We start from the raw sequence: 15,736 nt of genomic DNA, 5'->3' as shown, positions 1-15,736 counted from the left end.
TACGAAGCCGGAAAGGGCTTCCGAGCGAGGCCCTTTCTACGGGTTCGGAAAGAACCAAGCTTGGAACTCAAGAGGGAATTCAGATGATCAAGAGCATCGAGCAAGCGAAGAGAATTCAGGATCGGCGCTATCGCTCTGGCCGCCGCGGCCATTCGAAGTCCGTTAGGAGCTTCATTAAGTCGAATTTCCCCGAGGACTACCAGCGGATCAAAAGAAATTTGCCCGCCAACTGGTAGGCAATAAAAAACCCCGGCGCTTGGTAGGCACAACCGGGGTTTCACATCACAAGGTGATAGGAGAATTACAGCATGAACCTCAAAAGATTGCAATCAGCTGCGGAACTGCTCCGCCTTCGCCTGAGGGTGGGGCTCACGTGGCTGATCGTTGAGTTGGAGCCTGCTGGAAGCACAGAGCGCCGCTCACTCATGGCCGACTACAAAACCGCCAATCACCAGTACAACCAGGCGCTGCTGAGGCAGCGAGAGGCCCGCATGAATCGGAGGGCTTTCTGATGGCACGTTCCCGAAACATCAAGCCCGGCTTTTTCCGCAACGAGCACCTGGTTGAGCTGCCCTTCGAAACCCGCCTGCTGTTCATAGGCTTGTGGACGCTGGCGGACAAAGAGGGGCGCCTCGAATTCCGGCCCAAGAAAATCAAGCTGGAACTGTTCCCTGCAGACGACATTGATGTGAGCCGTGAAATTTCACGGCTTTTCACGGCTGGCCTTGTAACGGTTTACCAGGTTGAAGGAAGTCAGCTCATTGAGGTGGTGAACTTCAAAAAGCACCAAAACCCTCACCCGAAGGAAGCGGCGAGCGAAATCCCGGGGCCGGACGATGAGCGAGCGCAACCCGTTGATTTTATGGAGGCCGCGAAAAGTAACGGAAAGCCATGTAATTTCGCGGCTAGCAATGCTGATTCCCTCTTATTGATTCCTGATTCCTGTTTCCCTTCTAATGGCACATCCGAGTCGGATGCGCCGTGTGAGGCGAAGCCGCCGGCAAAGTCAAAAGCGAAGACCGCAACCTACCCAGAATCGTTCGAAGAGTTCTGGGCCACCATGCCCAAACGCCCGGGCAGCAACCCAAAACGTGATGCCTTCGGGTGCTATCAGGCCCGCCTCAAAGAAAACCACTCTGCTGACGAGATCCTTGCCGGTGCCAAGCGCTACCACGTGTACCTCGAGGCCATCGGCAACCTGAATACCCCGTACGTCATGCAGGCCAAGCGCTTCCTCGGACCAGCACTGGAGTTCACCAACGACTGGACGCCTCCGCCTTCGGTTCGCCCCCTTGGCTCGATGAGTCGTGAAGCCGCCCTCGAGGAGCGTTCCGACCAGACCGCTGAGGAATGGGCCAGAGGGGAGGACTGGGCATGAACGATCAGGACAAGATGGAATTTGCCAAGGTCTGGGGCGCTGCCTACCAGATGTATTCCAAGGAGGCCACCAAGCCCGTTTTGTCGATGGCCTTCAACGCCCTGCGGAATTATTCGATCGAGGATATTCGCCGCGGTCTGTCTGCCCATATGCGCAACCCAGATACCGGCCAATACGCGCCGAAGCCAGCCGATGTGATCAAGCACATCAGCGGCAACAGCCAGTCAGCCGCCGGCGAAGCCTGGGCAAAGGTGGATTACGCGGTGCGGTGCATCGGCCCCTGGCGCTCGGTGGTTTTTGATGACCCGAAGATCCATGCCGCGCTGGAGCGACTGGGTGGCTGGCAGAAGGTTGCGAACACTGACGGCAAAGAATATCCCCACCTCCAGAACCACTTCCTGAAGCTGTACCAGGGCTTCACGGTGCAGCCACCGGCCACGTTCCCGCGGAAGCTGATCGGCACCTCGGAGCACGAGAACAGCCTGAGCGATGGATTTCTGCGCGGCGCCCGTAAAGAGGAACCCGCGCTCATTGGCGATCCGGAAAGGGCCCGTTTGGTGTACCAAGGCGGCTCAGAGCAGGGCGTGGCTCAAATCACCCAGGCCGGCACCCAGCAGTATCTGGAGACAGCCGTTGACGGCCAGGTGAAACGCCTGTCTGGGGGTGCCGCATGAAGCGAAGCCGCCTCTGTGAAACAACCCAGGCCCGGCTGGCCGCCGAGAAGTACGTTTCCGGTGTGCCTATCCGGCAACAGCAGCAACAGCTCACGGACCAAAGCCTCGCCGCGAAGTTCGAGTGCTCAGCCCATACCATCAAGCGCGTGAAAGCCAATGGCCATGTAACCCGCCTGTCGGAATCTGACCAGCAGCTGGTGCGCCAGTGCTGCCGAGAGCACGACCGGCTAGAAGCCCAGGCCATCTTCTTCACGAAGACCTACCTCTCGAAGCACTACGGCGTTCCGATCTGCGCCATTGATCGGGAGCTGGAGCGCATGGGTTTCAAGAATCCGCTGAATCGAAAAGACAAGCAGGGGAGGGCTGAGGCATGAGACAGCTACCAGGTAAAACCACAGTGGCCGGGGCCGTGCTTCGCCTCATGATCGATGGCCGTGCCCGCACCAAGCTGCAGATCACCGAGGAGTTGGGCCTGCACCCAGCCAAGGAAGTGACCGCCCGCCTGCGTGATTTCCGAAAGCCTGAGAAAGACGGCGGCTTCGGGATGCACGTGACCTGCGTTTCTCACCACGAGAATGGCCAGCGCCTGGACGTTTACCGGGTTGCCTGGTGCCCCGCGTGGATCCGCAAGGCTATTCGGGATGAGTCCCGGGCAGACGAGGAGGCCGTGGCATGAACGAGCAATCCGAGCTGCAGGACTTCGTGATTGAGTGGGGCTCGCTCTTCCGGGTCCGCGAGACGGTCCAGTCAACCTCAGAGTCTGCCCTCGAGAAACACTTGATGGCCATCCGCCCCGAGATTTTCCCGGTGCAGATCCAGCGTGTGCTGACCTGGAACGAAATGGGCGTGGATATCAACGGGGTGGCGGCATGAGGTGGACAGTACAGCATGATGCCTGGCTCCGGGACCTGTACCCGGACACCCCAAACAAGACCATTGCCAAGATCATGGGGCGCTCCGAAGCGGCGGTTGATAACCGGGCCGTGAAGCTCGGCCTGGTGAAATCGCCCGAGTACCTGGCAACCAAACCCGGCTGCTTCAAGCCAGGCCTGAAGCCATGGAACAAGGGCAAGCCCTTCAACCCGGGCGGACGCAGCGCCGAAACCCGGTTCAAGAAGGGGCATAACCCACACAACTGGTGCCCGATCGGCCACGAGCGCGTGAGCAAGGACGGCATTCTGGAGCGCAAGGTCACCGATACCGGTGTCACCAAGGCGGACTTCGTGCCCGTGCACGTACTGGTCTGGGAGGCAGAGCACGGCCCGGTGCCCGAGGGTCACATCGTGATCTTCAAAGACGGCGACCGCCGCAACTTCGATCCATCAAACCTCGAGTGCATCAGCCGGGCAGAAAACATGCGCCGGAACACGGTGCACCGTCTGCCCAAGGAGGTGGCGCTGACCTGCCAACTCCTGGGTGCACTGAATCGTCAGATCAACAAGAGGGCTGGGGCATGAAGAACAAGATTGAGGATCTGCGGGACCACCTGTTCGAGACCATCGAGAAGGTGAAAGACGGTGATATGGACCTCGACCGGGCCCGCGCCATTTCCGGCGTGGCCCAAACCATCATCAATTCCGCGAAGGTGGAGAACGACTACTTGAAGATTACCGGCCAGGCCAAGGGCACAGACTTCATTCCGCCCGCGACCGGCCGTCCAGCCCTCCCGATGGCTCGGGGGAAGGGGGAATGACCGTGCGTAGCCTGACAAAGCTTCAAGCGTTCGACGCCAAGGTTGTGATGTTTCTGGATGGCCAGGAGCCTCAGACGGTATGCAACGTGGCCATCGGCCTGGGTGTGCCGGCACAGGATGCCCGGGCTTCCCTGCACCGCCTGACGGAATCGGGCCAGGTGCTGAAGGTGGTGGTGAACGGAGGCCCGGAGACCTTTCGGTTGAGCGCTGGCGGATTCCCGCCAGATCCGAAGGGGGCAGCTTAATGGATCTGCTTAGGGTGTTCGGCGGAGTTATGGGCGGATGCGCGGGTTTCTTGTTCTGGGCGTTCGTGTTCTGGACATTCAACTTTGGCGGGCTGGGGCCGGGAACCAGAGCGCTGCTCGGCCTGACAATCTTGCTTGCGTCCGGCGTTGGGGTAGCCGTCGCGGACCAGTGGATAAAGGGAGCGAAATGAGCCAGACAAACCGCCACCACATTTCAGTTTCTGGTGACAGTTTTTCTGGATCCCGGTTCGCCCGCCGGACGGTGATCTTTCCGAAGAGCATCGGCACCGCGGTTGGCTTCCTGAATCCCGGCGACAAGCCGAAAACCCGGGGCGCCATGCTGAACGGCAAGTTCCAGGTGTACTGGGTGAGCAGCCACCGCAGCCCATCGGGCGTGAAGTACAACCGGCTGCTGCGTTTACGTAGGCGCTTGTTCATGAGTAATGAACAGGCCTCTCAGGTGAACGGAGGACATTGATTGAAGCGTTCCGGCCCATCGTTCCAGCAGGAGCAGGTAAAGCTGAAGCGTTGTGGCGAGTGCCACGGCCGAGGCGTGGTGAAGCCGATGTTCTACGAGATGCCCTGTACCGGCTGCAACGCTGGCGGAATGGTGAATGCAGAAACAGGGGAGGCTCTGAGCCTTGAGGATCTGGTTCTGCAGCTGAGGTTGGAGGCGAACAGGCTGGAGGAAGACAACCAACGCCTTCGCCGGGACTTGATGGAATGCAGCGGCCCAGAGCGCGGCTACGGCCCACTAGGAGCCCGATACACAGGCGACTGACCCACAGGAGGACGCCATGAAAAAGCGAATCACCCCGATCGAAGCTCTCTGGTACGGCCTGGCTTTCGTTGTGTTGATCGCGATCGTGGCGCCCAGCGCCAACGCCAAGATCGGCCAGCCGGATGAGTGCGCCCTGACGGCCATCGCAGCGCTGAAGGTTGCCCAGATGGGGAAGGCCAAGGCCTCCAACTACATCGAGGTCTATTTCATCAAGCTCAGTGGCTACCTCTGGTATCACGCCCGGGGCGATGAGGGCCGGTTCCTTGGCTGGTACCGCGAGGCCTGCGAGATGAGAAGGGCGCCCCGGTTCATCCGCGTACACGGCGATCGGGTTGTGAAGGGGCAAGGGGCATGAAACGGACACCTCTCAAGCGTAAGACACCTTTGAAGGCTAAGGCGCCGATGAAGAAAAGATCCACCAGGAAGAAGCGTTCGGGAGACTGTAGGCGCTACTTGGATTGGGTAAAAGCTCAACCGTGTGTTGTTTGTGGGCTCCCGGCAGATGATCCCCACCACATCATTGGCGTTGGCTTTGGCGGCATGGGCATGACAGCCCCCGACATTTTATCGATGCCGATGTGCCGCCAGCATCACCAGCAGCTCCACGAATCTCCCGAAATGTGGCCACAGCAGTTTGAGTGGGTTGTTAAGACAATCGACAAGGCAGTGAGAGCAGGGGCTTTGAGCTATGAATGAGCGCTCACGAGTAAAGCGCACAGAAGTGATGCCAGTTTACAAAGTTTGGTCATCCATTATTCAGCGGTGCACCAACCCGAGAAATGCGAAATACCAGGATTACGGCGGCCGCGGAATAACTGTCTGTGAACGATGGCGGGACTTTGATCATTTCTACAAAGACGTTGGCCCCAAACCATTCCAGGGCGCCCAAATTGACAGGATCGACAACGATAAAGGTTATTTGCCCGGGAATGTTAGGTGGGCAACTCGCCAGGAAAACCAGAGGAACCGCCGGGCAAACCACACGCTGACCTGTAAAGGAGTAACCAGGTGTATACAGGAATGGTCAGAGGTCACCGGCATAAAGCCCAACACGATCCTGACCAGGATACGGCGCGGGTGGCGCCCAGAGCAGGCTCTAGAGATTGAGCGAAGGGAGCCGCTGAATCGGCTATCCGAAGCAGAGAAAAAACGGAGAACCCGGGCGTGCCAAGAGTGCGGGTCAGATTTTATCCCCCGCCCGACTCAAGTCCGAGAAGGCGGTGGTAAGTATTGCTCCAACAAGTGTTCTCTAAAAGCTGGGCTTCGAGCTCGCTGGGCCCGGGTGAAGGCATGAACGTGGTTTTCGATCTGCCCTGGCCGCCCTCGGTGAACACCTACTGGCGCCACACGATCGTAAACCGCCGCCCTCGAGTCTTGATCAGCAAGAAGGGCCGGGACTACCGGAAGGCGGTGCTTCGTAGCATCGGCATTCGACACCAGAAGATCCACGGCCGGGTATCCGTGTGGATTGGGGCCCAGGCTCCAGACCGCCGGGCCCGTGACCTGGACAACCTGCCAAAAGCAATACTGGATGCACTGACACACGCTGGGGTGTGGGGAGACGACGAACAGATTGACCAGTTAACGATAGTCCGCCAGCCGGTAGTGGAGGGTGGGGCCATTCGGGTGGTCATTTCTGACGAGATCGAACCGGAGAGGACCACAGCATGAAGCACACCCTGGATAAATCGCTGCTCGAGCACGGCACGGAGCGACAGAGAGAGGTCTACAAGGTCTATTGTCAGTATGGCTACAAGGAAGCAGGCGAGCGCCTGGGCATTGCGCCCCGGAACGTGCTGATGGCCGTTGAGCGCCTGAGGCGGGCCGCTGCCGAGGCAGGGGTTACTTCCCCGGTCAGGAAGGAGGAGCTGGACGCGGTTGAAGAGCACCGGCTTCGGAAGGAAGTCGCCGAGAAAAACCGCAAGATTAAGGAGCTGGCGGAACAGCAGGTGGTTGACGAGCGGTTCCAGCGGTTCGTCGGCAAGCTGATGACCTGCACCGTGGAGCCACCGAAGTGGCTGCACAGCAAGAAGCGGGGAACGGACCGGGCGATCGCCACGGCCATGCTCTCCGACACTCACTTCGATGAGGTCGTCCAGCCCCGGCACATCAACGGCGTGAACGCCTACAACCGGGCCATCGCCACCCTTCGCCTGCAGAAGTTCTTCGAGAATCTGCTCACCCTCTGCAAACACCACTGCGGCGGTATCGATATTGAAGGCCTGGTTCTCGCCCTGGGCGGGGACATGGTGAGCGGCAACATCCACGAGGAGCTGGCGGAGACCAACGAAGCCCCGATCATGGACACCGTGCTCTATTGGTCTGGCCAGATCATCGCGGGCATTGAGCTGCTGCTGACCCACTTCGACCGGATGTACGTTCCCTGTGTCACTGGCAATCACGGCCGCAACCACAAGAAGCCGAAGGCCAAGACCCGGGCCAAGGATTCGTTCGACTGGCTGATCTACAAGCTGGTGGAGCGCCACTTCGAGGGCCGCCCGGAAGTGGTGTTCAACGTGCCTCTGGAAACCGATGCCCGGTGGAACGTCTACAAGACCCGGTACCACATGACCCACGGCGACCAGTTCAAGGGCGGCAACGGCATTGCCGGCATCTTCTCCCCGATCATGCGCGGTCACCACAAGAAGATGACCCGGGAACAGAGCGTGGAGACGCCCTACGACATTCTACTGATGGGGCACTTCCACCAGCTGATCGACATGGGCAGCGTTATCGTCAACGGCTCCCTCAAGGGATACGACGAGTGGACCGCCAGCATGAACTTCAACTTCGAGCTTCCGAAACAGGCGTTCTGGCTCACCGATCCGAAGTGGGGCAAGACCATCACCGCCCCGATCCGAGTGCAGAGCGACCAGGAAGACTGGGATTTCGATGATGCAGACAACGAGGCCAGCTGGCTGAAGGGGGCCGCATGAAGCAAACCGAAATCTCATCCACCAGCGGGCCCATTACTATGTCCTCGGCACCCGTAATGGCGGGCCGCGACCGTTACGCCGCAGGCCCATACAAGGCAACGGACCCAGTCGTCTCCATCTGGTCCGATGGGCGGTGGGTCAAGGTGCCCGTTCAGTGCGGAGGGCCGGCCAAGTGACCATATCAATATCATGGTGGGCAATGCCTGTATTCGTGGTCATCTACTGCCTGTTTTTGACCAGGCGACTCATGCTGTCCGACCTGTTCGCCATTATGGTGGCTGGCGCATTTTCCGCTGGCATGGGATTGGTGGCCGCGCTTCTGACTGTACTTGTATGGGGAATTACTCGATGAGTGGAGAAAATACTTTCCATATCGGCGATCAATGTCCGCATTGCAAAGAATTTCCGCCATCGCACAAATTGGACTGCGTTCTGTCCGCTATCGCTCAGGGTGCGCCATACAACGAAATTGCCGAAAGCTTCAGAAGGGAATACGAGAGTGCCGGCCATCGCCTAATGGACAGGTTACGAAAAGAGCCGGGAATCCCATACCACGAACTGATATGCGGCCACCCAGAGCCCGAGAAGAAGCAGGGCATGAAACTGGTCTACGTGGCCGGCCCATACCGGGCAGAAACCCGTGAAGGCGTTGCCCAGAACGTGGCAGCGGCCCGGCACGTTGGCCAGCTGTGCGTCCGGAAAGGCTGGTTCCCGGTCCTACCCACCGTCAACACCGCCCACTTCGACCACGACTTCCCAGGGCTGGCGGATGACCAGTATTGGCTGGATGGAACCATGGAGCTGATGCGCCGGTGTGATGCCGTTGTTCTGGTGGATGGCTGGCAGTACAGCTCGGGTGCGCTGGCGGAGATCGAGGAGGCCCGGAAGCTGGGCTTGAAGGTTTACCTGAGCAGCAATCTGCTGCCTCAACTGCAGAAGGTGAGCGCATGAAGATGAAACGGACTCACAAGGGGCTGATGTATGGCGTCGTGCCGGTGTACCTGGACTTCACAAACCGGGAGTGCCCGGGGGTCGAGGGGCGGTTCTTCGGTTGTGAGGCGCTTCTCACACTTTGCGATCTCGTCTTTGAGGTTACCTGCTACCTGGTAACTCTGGCCCGCCCTGATTTTGAGCCGATGTTTCCTATCAAGGTTACGGGTGTTCTGGACTGGGATGGCGAAGTCATTGGAGGTGCCGAGAGATGAGACTGATTGGAATCGCCGGGAAAGCCCGAAGCGGTAAGGACACGGCAGCCGCCCGCCTGATCGAGAAGCACGGCCTGGTGAAGTACAGCTTTGCTGATCCGCTGAAGGCCGGGATCAAGACCATGTTCGGCCTCACCGAGGAGCATGTGAACGGCAGCCTGAAGGAGACCGTTATCCCATGGCTCGGAACCTCTCCCCGGAAGTTGATGCAGACCCTGGGCACTGAATGGGGCCGGGAGATTATCCGGCCTGATCTGTGGGTCCTCATGGCCCAGCGTCAATGGGACCAGGTGAGCGTAGCTACCTGTGACACCTTCCATGGCGGGATGATTGTTCCCGACATTCGGTTCGAGGAAGAGGCCGGGTTCATTCGCCGCAATGGTGGGCTGGTTATTCACCTGATTCGCGACGAGCTGGAGCTGGTCGAGACCCACAAGTCAGAGGCCGGCGTCCGTTTTATGGATGGCGACTGGCTCATTGAGAACAACGGGACCATTGAGGATCTGCACCGGGAGCTGGATCGGGAGTTCCTCAGCCGCGTTCGGCAGGTGGCGTGAGTGAGGCCAGAACACATAGAGGCCAACAAGCTGGTGGATCTGGCCTACACCGAAGATCGGGAGGCCTACAAGGCAGCGCTGATCGATCTCTCCAAGCGGTATCCACCAGCGCTCTACGACACCATCAAACGTAACGCGGCCAGGCAGTACAGAAGCGAGACCAAAGACCACCGGTTTACCGGCTGGCGGGCTGATTGGATTAACGAGGGGCGAGGAGGTAGTGATGCAGCTGACACCGAGAGAGCTGGCGGAGAAACTGGTTGATGTGTATCTGGCTTGGCTGCAATCGGCAGACCGGGATGCAGGGTGGCATGGGCAGCACATCATTGGACGGTTGATCGACTTCAAAGGCGATCTGCCAGGGACCAGTGGTTACATGCCTGACGATGGAATGATCCGAGAGGTTCGTTTCCTGAGAACGCCCCATGCACTGCTGAACGAGGCCAAGGCGCTGATCGGTGAGATGGACCGCCGGCAGCGCGATGCTGTCCTCCTGTCGGTGCTCTGCAAACGCCGGGTGCGGATCGTCAAGGACGTTGAGGTGCCTATGAGCCTGTTCCACATTGCTGATGCCGCCGGGGTCAATCCGAACACCTTCCGGACCAGAATCAAGCGTGGTTGGGAGTGGCTGGAAAAGGAGCTGGAAAACAGCCACTTGCTGGCGGCCTGATTGGATATACAGCACATATGCTGTTACAAAGCTGTCCTACACCCACTATATGTTGACCGGGTGAAACGCCAGAGGTACGATTTTTCTATGTTGGGGCGTTGCGCCTCAAACCGAATCCAGGACCCGCAGCCTCTCAGGTTTGCGGGTTTTTTTATGCCTACTCCGCGCCCCAGCGCGTTCCCTCCCGTCCCGGAGGGCTTTTTATTCCCGGAGGCCTTCATGGCATTCAAGCTCAGCTCTCGATCATTGGGGAAGCTGGCGGGTGTACATGATGACCTCTTCTCCGTCGTAGAGCGTGCCATCCAGATCACTGAGGTTGATTTTACGGTTCTGGAGGGTTTGCGCAGCAAGTCCCGGCAGAAGGAACTCTTCGAATCGGGCGCATCGAGCACGATGAACTCTCGGCACCTGACCGGCCATGCCGTCGATCTGGGCGCCTGGGTGACTGGCGGTGTCCGCTGGGACTGGCCGCTGTACTACAAGATCGCTGATGCCATGAAGGAAGCTGCACGGGAGCTTGGTGTTCCCATTGAGTGGGGCGGCGACTGGCAAACTTTCAAGGACGGCCCGCACTTCCAGCTGCCCTGGAAAGACTATCCAGCCTGATCGTGAACGTTAAACGCTATGGACAAAAAGATGCCTGAGAAAACCATCGCCATTCTACTGGCCAAGATCGCGGAATATTGGGACGCCATCCTGGCAGTATTTGTCGGGATTTTTGGCGGTGGGCTTGCTTACCTGGGAGAGGTCAACAACGGCTCCCGCAAATGGAATCTGACCGCTTTCCTTCTGTCCGTTACGTCGGCCGGCTTTTTCGCCTTTGTCACCTACATGGTCTGCATTGAAATGTTCGGCTGGACGCCTGGGCTCTCGGTGGCCTGCTCCGGCATGGTGGCTCACTTGGGCGCTGAGAAGGTCAAGCAGCTGCTCACCGAATTCTTCACCAAGAAACTGAGATGAGCGGGATTACGATCGGTGCCATTGCCGTCCTGGTGATCCTGCTGGGCATTGCCGGCTACACCCTGAAGAACCTCTATGAGGAGGTCGGGGAGCTCGAGCAGGCCAACGCCCAGCTTGAGCAATCGCTGAGTGAGGAGGTGGACGAGAACGCCGAGCTGCAAACCGAGATCCAGCGCCGGGATAACGCGGTGCTCGCCGCCAAGCGTGCCCGGGAACGGGCGGAATCCGAAGCCGACTCTATCCGTAGCGACCGCGACAAGGCCCTGAAAGATGACCCGTGGACTCGTAAGCCTGTGCCTGCTGCTGTTGTTAACAGCCTGCAAGCCGGCGCTCGTGCAGACCAAGACTGAGTACCGCTACCCGCCAGCCTACCTACTGGAGCCGTGCCCGATTCCCTGGCCTGGAGACTCCATGGAGAACCTGGACTTGGCCGACTACGCCAGCGAGCTGCAGACGATGCTGAGGATCTGCAACTCCGACAAGGCCGAGATTCGAAATTGGCGTGATGATCACCAATCACCCAAGTAGTTTCAGCCTCCGCCTGATCCCGATAGCGGCCAGGCCCAGGGCCAGCAGGGATAGGGTGGCGGGTTCTGGAACCTTTGCATATCTGAACTGAAGTCGGTCGATCGTTGTTGGTTCGCTCCAACCTCCGACAGCGAGATAACCGATATCCGGCGAAGAAAATTCATAGTTGAAGTAGGCGAACGGGTTGTTTTGATACTCGTCAACCCCGGGCAAGTGGATTCTACTTGATTCTGTCTGTCGGCTTATGAGATTGCCGTCAGAGGAGAAAGCCCAGAGCAGTATCGGGTCATGGCCACCGCCGTAGCCTGCGTCACCAAATAGTTCCATCGTTAAAAGACTGACAAACTCCACGGGGTTTTCGAACTCCACCAAGAAGGTGTAGATCGGTAGATAGCTTGTCAGCTGTTCGATATTCAAAAGCGTCGGCATTTCCAGCCGTGGCAATATCCACTCTATGTTTTGCGTTGGAGAGCTGGAAAAAACCCGCTCGCCGATTGGACCGCTGTCCACAAAGCCAGTGGGAGTGACCTGCCCATCTCCAATCAATGGTGCTGCGTAAACGCTGCTGCCGTCGATGACCCTTATATCGAGACCTTCGAGATTGCCGGTGATCAAACTTCCCGGCTCGAAATCATCCGCATCGACGGTGATGAGAGATGCATGGGAGCTCAGCGCGATAGCTGAAAGCATCCCTGCAATTATTAGCTTGGCCATCATTGGCAAACCCTCGTTGTTGTGCTCGTTTTGAAGCAGGCAATAAGCATGCCCAGCCCAGAATTCAAACGGTTGCCCGCATCTGGGTCACCCATCTGTAAGAAATCCTGACATGAACTCAGCTATTCCGACTCGGAAAGAGGTTGCAGTCGATGCCGAATAACCAGGCACATGATCCCAGAGTGGCAACTGCGGGTGAGCGCGTGGCGCAACCCGTGGGGCTGTCTGTGGCGGCTGTGGCCAGTGGTGCGGCAGGAGTCACCGGCACTTGGCTGGAAGGACAAACGCTGACCATCTCATCTGATGGCGTAAATGGCTTCGGCTCTGGCGCTTATCGCGAAGAATTGTTTGACGATTTTGCTGGCAAAACACCCGGTGCTACACAGCAAACCACTGACAAGACCGGAGGTCTTGGTTCTTACAAGGACGGCGGCGGTCTGTTCAGTGATGCCTACTCACACAGTAAGGGTGTCAGCCTGAAGCAGTTCGATGACGCCACCAGCTTCTTCAACATCACGCGATTGGTGTTGAGCCAGTCCACGCAGGTCTTTTGTACTAGTTACTGGGTTTTCGTGCCGACAGGTAAAGCCCTGCCAGGCATGAGCGTGGATTCGTACACCCCGGGCGGCAGCAACTGGAAACTGTCCTGGGCGTTTGCAGCGGAGCCTGATACGGCGGGGTCGCCCGATATTTGCTTGCCTAGCAACAATGGTACTGACGCCCTGACGCTGGACGGCAACGAAAGCAGCATGGCCGACTTCGGCAACCACGCCAACCTTTCGACCGTCCATACCTATGGCGAATGGATGTGGGTTTACGTCCTCGTTGATGGGGTAAACGGCGAGTTTCGGGTTAAGTACCTCTCGCAATCGAAAGGCCTGTTTCAGTATTCAAAGTCCTTTGCTGATCTCTGGGGCACAACGTCTCCGCAGTATTTCGCGGAATGGCAATATCCCGGGTTTGTGCAGAACGCAGCAAATTGTGAGATGTACTATGACGACGTAAGTGTTCATGCCGGGCCAGCCGCTGGCGGGCTTGTCTTGATTGGCAATGCTTCTACTCTGGCAGCCTGTACAGAGCTTTCCATTCAGCGGATCAGCTCTCGCTCTGACTCTTCCATCGCCATCTCAGCCCAGCTCGGGCCGTTTGCAAGTTTCGCCGGGACATACCTGTTCGTCCTTGACCAATTGGGCAGTCCGGTGGCCTACGAAGGCGCCGAGGGGAGGTTGATCGCATGACCACGGTTAACCTGGCCTTTCAGGCAAACACGACCACCACCCTCCCAGCGGGGTGGAACCGTGTGCTGGATGCGGCTGTCACAGGCCAGAAGATCGCTGACCTCGTTGACTCCACGGGTGCCTCTACAGGGCTCTCGCTGTGGGTGACTACAGCATTTACGGGCAACTTGGCATCTGGTGGTTTGGCAACGGCGGACGCGCATGGAATACCAGAAGAAGCTCTTGAGCAATACTGGTACTCTTCCGCCGCCTCCAAGATAGAGATTCGTGGGTTTGCAGCCGGTCAGACAGGCACAATTAGCGCTTTGGGTGACGGAGGCAATGGAGACAGAAATACTGATTATATCGTTAATGGCGGCTCGCCAGTTCGATACGATGCCAACGGCGGTGAGCCGTTTACTGCCCCGGTATCCATAGCCTTCACGGCCAATGGATCTGGTGTTGTTGAGATTTCCGGCGCTGTAGTCAGTACTTTCTGGTACCTCAATGCGGCCATTTTCGATTACACGGTTTCATCCGGCCCCACCATCACCAACATCGACACCGACAACGCGGTTAATCAGTACCAGCAGGCCGTGGTCAATGTCTCTGATTTCACCGAGACCATCACCTCGGTCACCCTGGGTGGCGTAGCCTGCACGGTCCCTGAGAACGATCCGACTGACAACCAGATCACGGTTGGTGTCCCGGGCAGCCTGATCACTGGCACATATGACCTGGTGATTTCGGGTGCCACCGAGACCGATACGCTCACCGGCGTAAGCTACACCCAGACCCACGCCCGCCCGGCCTTCGATGGCCTGGTGGACAGCAACTCCATCCTGAATGGCCAGAGCTACACGCCGGATACCTACTTCCGTTTTGTGACCAGCTTCAGCAATGGCACGCTGGATCTGGCGGCTGGTGATGCGGCGGAGTGGGCCGGGGACATTGCGGACTACTACACGCCCAATGCCGGGTTCACCGGTGACGACACGGCCAGCATCGAGTTCCTGTACTCCGATGGGACCACTTCGGCGGCTGTCCCGGTCACGATTACCGTGCCGGACACCCTGAGCCCGGCAATTGATTCCGTGACGGTGCCTACTGCCGGCACCTACATCGCAGGCCAAGCACTGCAGTTCACGGTGAACTGGAATGAAGTGGTCAATGTCACTGGCACGCCAGCCCTGAACCTTCAAGTTGGTGGCTCGCCTCGGCAAGCCAACTATGTCTCTGGAACCGGTACTGCAGCCCTGGTCTTCAGTTACACGGTGCAGTCTGGCGACGAAGACGCGGATGGCATCGTTGTCTCAAGCCTGACGCTTGATGGCGGGACGATTCAGGATGCAGCGACCAATCCCGCATACCTGACGCTGAACAGCGTTGGCGACACTTCTGGCGTGTTGGTTGACGGCGTTTCACCGGTAATCTCCATCAACCCGCTGACAACCCTCGACACCTCCCCGATCGTCTCCGGTAGTGCAGGGGATGCGACCAGCCTGACCCTGGTGGTCACCGGTGTCGGAACCTACAACCCTGTTCCATCCGGCGGCTCGTGGAGTCAGCAGTTGCCAACTCTGGCGCTGGGTGATTACCCGATGACGCTGAACGGGCAGGACTCGGCAGGCAACCCGGCCACTGAGGCCAGTGCAACTCTGAGTATTGTTGAAGAGATCGTCAGCGTGGACGGAGGTTTGTTCAGACCATTGTTCCGGTCCCAGGGCCGCGGACTATTCAGAAATCTATTCAGGTGATGAGCCATGCCAGTAAACACTCTTTCCCCCGACACTTCGGACCAGCTCTTCAAGGATAACGCTCACGCCCGCCAGCACTACCTCCACAGCGAGACAGTGAACGGTACGGGCGAATGGCTGATCATCCCGGCGGGCCTTGAGGAAGTGTTCGTTTCGGTAGAGCCGAGCGCTGGTTCGGCCCGTGTTGAGTACACCCAGGCGCCGGTCTCTGACCTGGATGCTGGAAGCCCGGCAGCCAAGCCTTGGGATCATGGCGACGTGACAGCTTACAAGGGATCGGTGATGCCGGCCGTGGTAACCGCTATTCGCTGTTTCAGTACGGCTCCCACCACCTTCAAGGTGACAGCGTGATCCACTTTCGATTGGCCGAAATGACGGAACCCCGAAAACAGCCGGGGACCCTGGGCCGGCCGCTAGCCCG

27 protein-coding genes are annotated in these 15,736 nt (G+C 58.5%); 26 read left to right on the top strand and 1 reads right to left on the bottom strand.

The features are described 5' to 3' along the window. Positions 1 to 308: 308 nt before the first annotated feature. The 23 genes from ACFC20_RS03755 to ACFC20_RS03645 all read left to right on the top strand — a co-directional run bounded on the left by ACFC20_RS03755 (position 309) and on the right by ACFC20_RS03645 (position 11,449). Positions 309 to 512: a hypothetical protein gene (locus tag ACFC20_RS03755; RefSeq protein ID WP_375191834.1), complete on the top strand. Its 204-nt coding sequence runs from the start codon at positions 309 to 311 to the stop codon at positions 510 to 512. Continuing rightward, entirely contained in the window at positions 512 to 1,378 is an 867-nt protein-coding gene (locus ACFC20_RS03750) for a hypothetical protein (RefSeq protein ID WP_375191833.1), read from the top strand. The genes ACFC20_RS03755 and ACFC20_RS03750 overlap by 1 nt, the downstream gene beginning before the upstream one ends. Next, a complete protein-coding gene (locus tag ACFC20_RS03745) occupies positions 1,375 to 2,052 on the top strand; it encodes a DUF6475 domain-containing protein (protein ID WP_375191832.1) in 678 nt (225 codons plus the stop codon). The genes ACFC20_RS03750 and ACFC20_RS03745 overlap by 4 nt, the downstream gene beginning before the upstream one ends. Continuing rightward, the gene (locus ACFC20_RS03740) at positions 2,049 to 2,426 is read left to right on the top strand and encodes a hypothetical protein (RefSeq protein WP_375191831.1); all 378 of its coding nucleotides are present in this window, start codon (positions 2,049 to 2,051) and stop codon (positions 2,424 to 2,426) included. The genes ACFC20_RS03745 and ACFC20_RS03740 overlap by 4 nt, the downstream gene beginning before the upstream one ends. Further along, positions 2,423 to 2,728, top strand: a complete 306-nt coding sequence (locus ACFC20_RS03735; RefSeq protein ID WP_375191830.1) for a hypothetical protein — start codon at positions 2,423 to 2,425, stop codon at positions 2,726 to 2,728. The genes ACFC20_RS03740 and ACFC20_RS03735 overlap by 4 nt, the downstream gene beginning before the upstream one ends. After that, entirely contained in the window at positions 2,725 to 2,925 is a 201-nt protein-coding gene (locus ACFC20_RS03730; protein ID WP_375191829.1) for a hypothetical protein, read from the top strand. Before ACFC20_RS03735 ends, ACFC20_RS03730 begins: the two co-directional genes overlap by 4 nt. After that, positions 2,922 to 3,509: an HNH endonuclease signature motif containing protein gene (locus tag ACFC20_RS03725; protein WP_375191828.1), complete on the top strand. Its 588-nt coding sequence runs from the start codon at positions 2,922 to 2,924 to the stop codon at positions 3,507 to 3,509. The genes ACFC20_RS03730 and ACFC20_RS03725 overlap by 4 nt, the downstream gene beginning before the upstream one ends. After that, on the top strand, positions 3,506 to 3,745 hold the full coding sequence (locus tag ACFC20_RS03720) for a hypothetical protein (protein ID WP_375191827.1): 240 nt from the start codon (positions 3,506 to 3,508) through the stop codon (positions 3,743 to 3,745). The genes ACFC20_RS03725 and ACFC20_RS03720 overlap by 4 nt, the downstream gene beginning before the upstream one ends. Positions 3,746 to 3,747: 2 nt before the next feature. After that, a complete protein-coding gene (locus ACFC20_RS03715) occupies positions 3,748 to 3,990 on the top strand; it encodes a hypothetical protein (protein WP_375191826.1) in 243 nt (80 codons plus the stop codon). Positions 3,991 to 4,177: 187 nt separating this feature from the next. Continuing rightward, positions 4,178 to 4,468 carry a hypothetical protein gene (locus ACFC20_RS03710; protein WP_375191825.1) on the top strand — a complete coding sequence of 97 codons (291 nt, stop codon included), beginning with the start codon at positions 4,178 to 4,180 and terminating at the stop codon, positions 4,466 to 4,468. After that, positions 4,469 to 4,771, top strand: a complete 303-nt coding sequence (locus ACFC20_RS03705; protein WP_375191824.1) for a hypothetical protein — start codon at positions 4,469 to 4,471, stop codon at positions 4,769 to 4,771. 16 nt (positions 4,772 to 4,787) lie between these two features. Further along, positions 4,788 to 5,126, top strand: a complete 339-nt coding sequence (locus ACFC20_RS03700; RefSeq protein ID WP_375191823.1) for a hypothetical protein — start codon at positions 4,788 to 4,790, stop codon at positions 5,124 to 5,126. After that, positions 5,123 to 5,467 (top strand): DUF968 domain-containing protein, encoded by a 345-nt coding sequence (locus ACFC20_RS03695; RefSeq protein ID WP_375191822.1) that lies wholly within the window; start codon positions 5,123 to 5,125, stop codon positions 5,465 to 5,467. Before ACFC20_RS03700 ends, ACFC20_RS03695 begins: the two co-directional genes overlap by 4 nt. Before the next feature lie 594 nt (positions 5,468 to 6,061). Continuing rightward, a complete protein-coding gene (locus tag ACFC20_RS03690) occupies positions 6,062 to 6,442 on the top strand; it encodes a RusA family crossover junction endodeoxyribonuclease (RefSeq protein WP_375191821.1) in 381 nt (126 codons plus the stop codon). After that, positions 6,439 to 7,707, top strand: coding sequence for a hypothetical protein (locus ACFC20_RS03685; RefSeq protein ID WP_375191820.1), 1,269 nt, complete (start codon positions 6,439 to 6,441; stop codon positions 7,705 to 7,707). The genes ACFC20_RS03690 and ACFC20_RS03685 overlap by 4 nt, the downstream gene beginning before the upstream one ends. Positions 7,708 to 8,304: 597 nt before the next feature. Next, on the top strand, positions 8,305 to 8,658 hold the full coding sequence (locus ACFC20_RS03680; RefSeq protein WP_375191819.1) for a DUF1937 family protein: 354 nt from the start codon (positions 8,305 to 8,307) through the stop codon (positions 8,656 to 8,658). Then, complete coding sequence (locus ACFC20_RS03675; protein WP_375191818.1) at positions 8,655 to 8,912, top strand: hypothetical protein; 258 nt, start codon at positions 8,655 to 8,657, stop codon at positions 8,910 to 8,912. Before ACFC20_RS03680 ends, ACFC20_RS03675 begins: the two co-directional genes overlap by 4 nt. Further along, positions 8,909 to 9,469 carry a deoxynucleotide monophosphate kinase gene (locus ACFC20_RS03670; protein ID WP_375191817.1) on the top strand — a complete coding sequence of 187 codons (561 nt, stop codon included), beginning with the start codon at positions 8,909 to 8,911 and terminating at the stop codon, positions 9,467 to 9,469. Before ACFC20_RS03675 ends, ACFC20_RS03670 begins: the two co-directional genes overlap by 4 nt. Next, on the top strand, positions 9,470 to 9,733 hold the full coding sequence (locus tag ACFC20_RS03665) for a hypothetical protein (RefSeq protein WP_375191816.1): 264 nt from the start codon (positions 9,470 to 9,472) through the stop codon (positions 9,731 to 9,733). Further along, positions 9,693 to 10,139 carry a hypothetical protein gene (locus tag ACFC20_RS03660; RefSeq protein WP_375191815.1) on the top strand — a complete coding sequence of 149 codons (447 nt, stop codon included), beginning with the start codon at positions 9,693 to 9,695 and terminating at the stop codon, positions 10,137 to 10,139. The genes ACFC20_RS03665 and ACFC20_RS03660 overlap by 41 nt, the downstream gene beginning before the upstream one ends. Before the next feature lie 219 nt (positions 10,140 to 10,358). Beyond that, positions 10,359 to 10,745: a M15 family metallopeptidase gene (locus ACFC20_RS03655; protein WP_375191814.1), complete on the top strand. Its 387-nt coding sequence runs from the start codon at positions 10,359 to 10,361 to the stop codon at positions 10,743 to 10,745. A 30-nt stretch (positions 10,746 to 10,775) separates the two neighbouring features. Beyond that, entirely contained in the window at positions 10,776 to 11,099 is a 324-nt protein-coding gene (locus tag ACFC20_RS03650) for a phage holin family protein (RefSeq protein ID WP_375191813.1), read from the top strand. Continuing rightward, positions 11,096 to 11,449, top strand: coding sequence for a hypothetical protein (locus ACFC20_RS03645; protein ID WP_375191812.1), 354 nt, complete (start codon positions 11,096 to 11,098; stop codon positions 11,447 to 11,449). The genes ACFC20_RS03650 and ACFC20_RS03645 overlap by 4 nt, the downstream gene beginning before the upstream one ends. 166 nt (positions 11,450 to 11,615) lie before the next feature. Here ACFC20_RS03645 and ACFC20_RS03640 read toward each other — a convergent pair whose 3' ends face one another. Continuing rightward, positions 11,616 to 12,344: a PEP-CTERM sorting domain-containing protein gene (locus ACFC20_RS03640; protein WP_375191811.1), complete on the bottom strand. Its 729-nt coding sequence runs from the start codon at positions 12,342 to 12,344 to the stop codon at positions 11,616 to 11,618. A gap of 149 nt (positions 12,345 to 12,493) precedes the next feature. Here ACFC20_RS03640 and ACFC20_RS03635 point away from each other — a divergent pair, with 149 nt between their 5' ends. From ACFC20_RS03635 to ACFC20_RS03625, 3 genes are read left to right on the top strand one after another with little or no spacing between them, the layout of a single operon-like run. After that, complete coding sequence (locus tag ACFC20_RS03635; RefSeq protein ID WP_375191810.1) at positions 12,494 to 13,579, top strand: hypothetical protein; 1,086 nt, start codon at positions 12,494 to 12,496, stop codon at positions 13,577 to 13,579. Beyond that, entirely contained in the window at positions 13,576 to 15,315 is a 1,740-nt protein-coding gene (locus tag ACFC20_RS03630; RefSeq protein ID WP_375191809.1) for a hypothetical protein, read from the top strand. Before ACFC20_RS03635 ends, ACFC20_RS03630 begins: the two co-directional genes overlap by 4 nt. Before the next feature lie 6 nt (positions 15,316 to 15,321). Further along, complete coding sequence (locus tag ACFC20_RS03625; protein ID WP_375191808.1) at positions 15,322 to 15,666, top strand: hypothetical protein; 345 nt, start codon at positions 15,322 to 15,324, stop codon at positions 15,664 to 15,666. Positions 15,667 to 15,736 lie beyond the last annotated feature (70 nt).

This window comes from Marinobacter sp. (genome assembly GCF_041984545.1).
GTDB lineage: Bacteria > Pseudomonadota > Gammaproteobacteria > Pseudomonadales > Oleiphilaceae > Marinobacter.
This window is presented reverse-complemented; position numbering and strand designations above follow the sequence as displayed.

Coding starts and splice junctions, on each gene's coding strand:
- ACFC20_RS03675 (WP_375191818.1), top strand. CDS start 8,655: ATGAAGATGAAACGGACTCACAAGGGGCTGATGTATGGCGTCGTGCCG.
- ACFC20_RS03695 (WP_375191822.1), top strand. CDS start 5,123: ATGAAACGGACACCTCTCAAGCGTAAGACACCTTTGAAGGCTAAGGCG.
- ACFC20_RS03685 (WP_375191820.1), top strand. CDS start 6,439: ATGAAGCACACCCTGGATAAATCGCTGCTCGAGCACGGCACGGAGCGA.
- ACFC20_RS03730 (WP_375191829.1), top strand. CDS start 2,725: ATGAACGAGCAATCCGAGCTGCAGGACTTCGTGATTGAGTGGGGCTCG.
- ACFC20_RS03725 (WP_375191828.1), top strand. CDS start 2,922: ATGAGGTGGACAGTACAGCATGATGCCTGGCTCCGGGACCTGTACCCG.
- ACFC20_RS03635 (WP_375191810.1), top strand. CDS start 12,494: ATGCCGAATAACCAGGCACATGATCCCAGAGTGGCAACTGCGGGTGAG.
- ACFC20_RS03755 (WP_375191834.1), top strand. CDS start 309: ATGAACCTCAAAAGATTGCAATCAGCTGCGGAACTGCTCCGCCTTCGC.
- ACFC20_RS03710 (WP_375191825.1), top strand. CDS start 4,178: ATGAGCCAGACAAACCGCCACCACATTTCAGTTTCTGGTGACAGTTTT.
- ACFC20_RS03630 (WP_375191809.1), top strand. CDS start 13,576: ATGACCACGGTTAACCTGGCCTTTCAGGCAAACACGACCACCACCCTC.
- ACFC20_RS03680 (WP_375191819.1), top strand. CDS start 8,305: ATGAAACTGGTCTACGTGGCCGGCCCATACCGGGCAGAAACCCGTGAA.
- ACFC20_RS03655 (WP_375191814.1), top strand. CDS start 10,359: ATGGCATTCAAGCTCAGCTCTCGATCATTGGGGAAGCTGGCGGGTGTA.
- ACFC20_RS03670 (WP_375191817.1), top strand. CDS start 8,909: ATGAGACTGATTGGAATCGCCGGGAAAGCCCGAAGCGGTAAGGACACG.
- ACFC20_RS03660 (WP_375191815.1), top strand. CDS start 9,693: ATGCAGCTGACACCGAGAGAGCTGGCGGAGAAACTGGTTGATGTGTAT.
- ACFC20_RS03645 (WP_375191812.1), top strand. CDS start 11,096: ATGAGCGGGATTACGATCGGTGCCATTGCCGTCCTGGTGATCCTGCTG.
- ACFC20_RS03745 (WP_375191832.1), top strand. CDS start 1,375: ATGAACGATCAGGACAAGATGGAATTTGCCAAGGTCTGGGGCGCTGCC.
- ACFC20_RS03640 (WP_375191811.1), bottom strand. CDS start 12,344: ATGATGGCCAAGCTAATAATTGCAGGGATGCTTTCAGCTATCGCGCTG.
- ACFC20_RS03690 (WP_375191821.1), top strand. CDS start 6,062: ATGAACGTGGTTTTCGATCTGCCCTGGCCGCCCTCGGTGAACACCTAC.
- ACFC20_RS03740 (WP_375191831.1), top strand. CDS start 2,049: ATGAAGCGAAGCCGCCTCTGTGAAACAACCCAGGCCCGGCTGGCCGCC.
- ACFC20_RS03735 (WP_375191830.1), top strand. CDS start 2,423: ATGAGACAGCTACCAGGTAAAACCACAGTGGCCGGGGCCGTGCTTCGC.
- ACFC20_RS03625 (WP_375191808.1), top strand. CDS start 15,322: ATGCCAGTAAACACTCTTTCCCCCGACACTTCGGACCAGCTCTTCAAG.
- ACFC20_RS03650 (WP_375191813.1), top strand. CDS start 10,776: ATGCCTGAGAAAACCATCGCCATTCTACTGGCCAAGATCGCGGAATAT.
- ACFC20_RS03700 (WP_375191823.1), top strand. CDS start 4,788: ATGAAAAAGCGAATCACCCCGATCGAAGCTCTCTGGTACGGCCTGGCT.
- ACFC20_RS03720 (WP_375191827.1), top strand. CDS start 3,506: ATGAAGAACAAGATTGAGGATCTGCGGGACCACCTGTTCGAGACCATC.
- ACFC20_RS03750 (WP_375191833.1), top strand. CDS start 512: ATGGCACGTTCCCGAAACATCAAGCCCGGCTTTTTCCGCAACGAGCAC.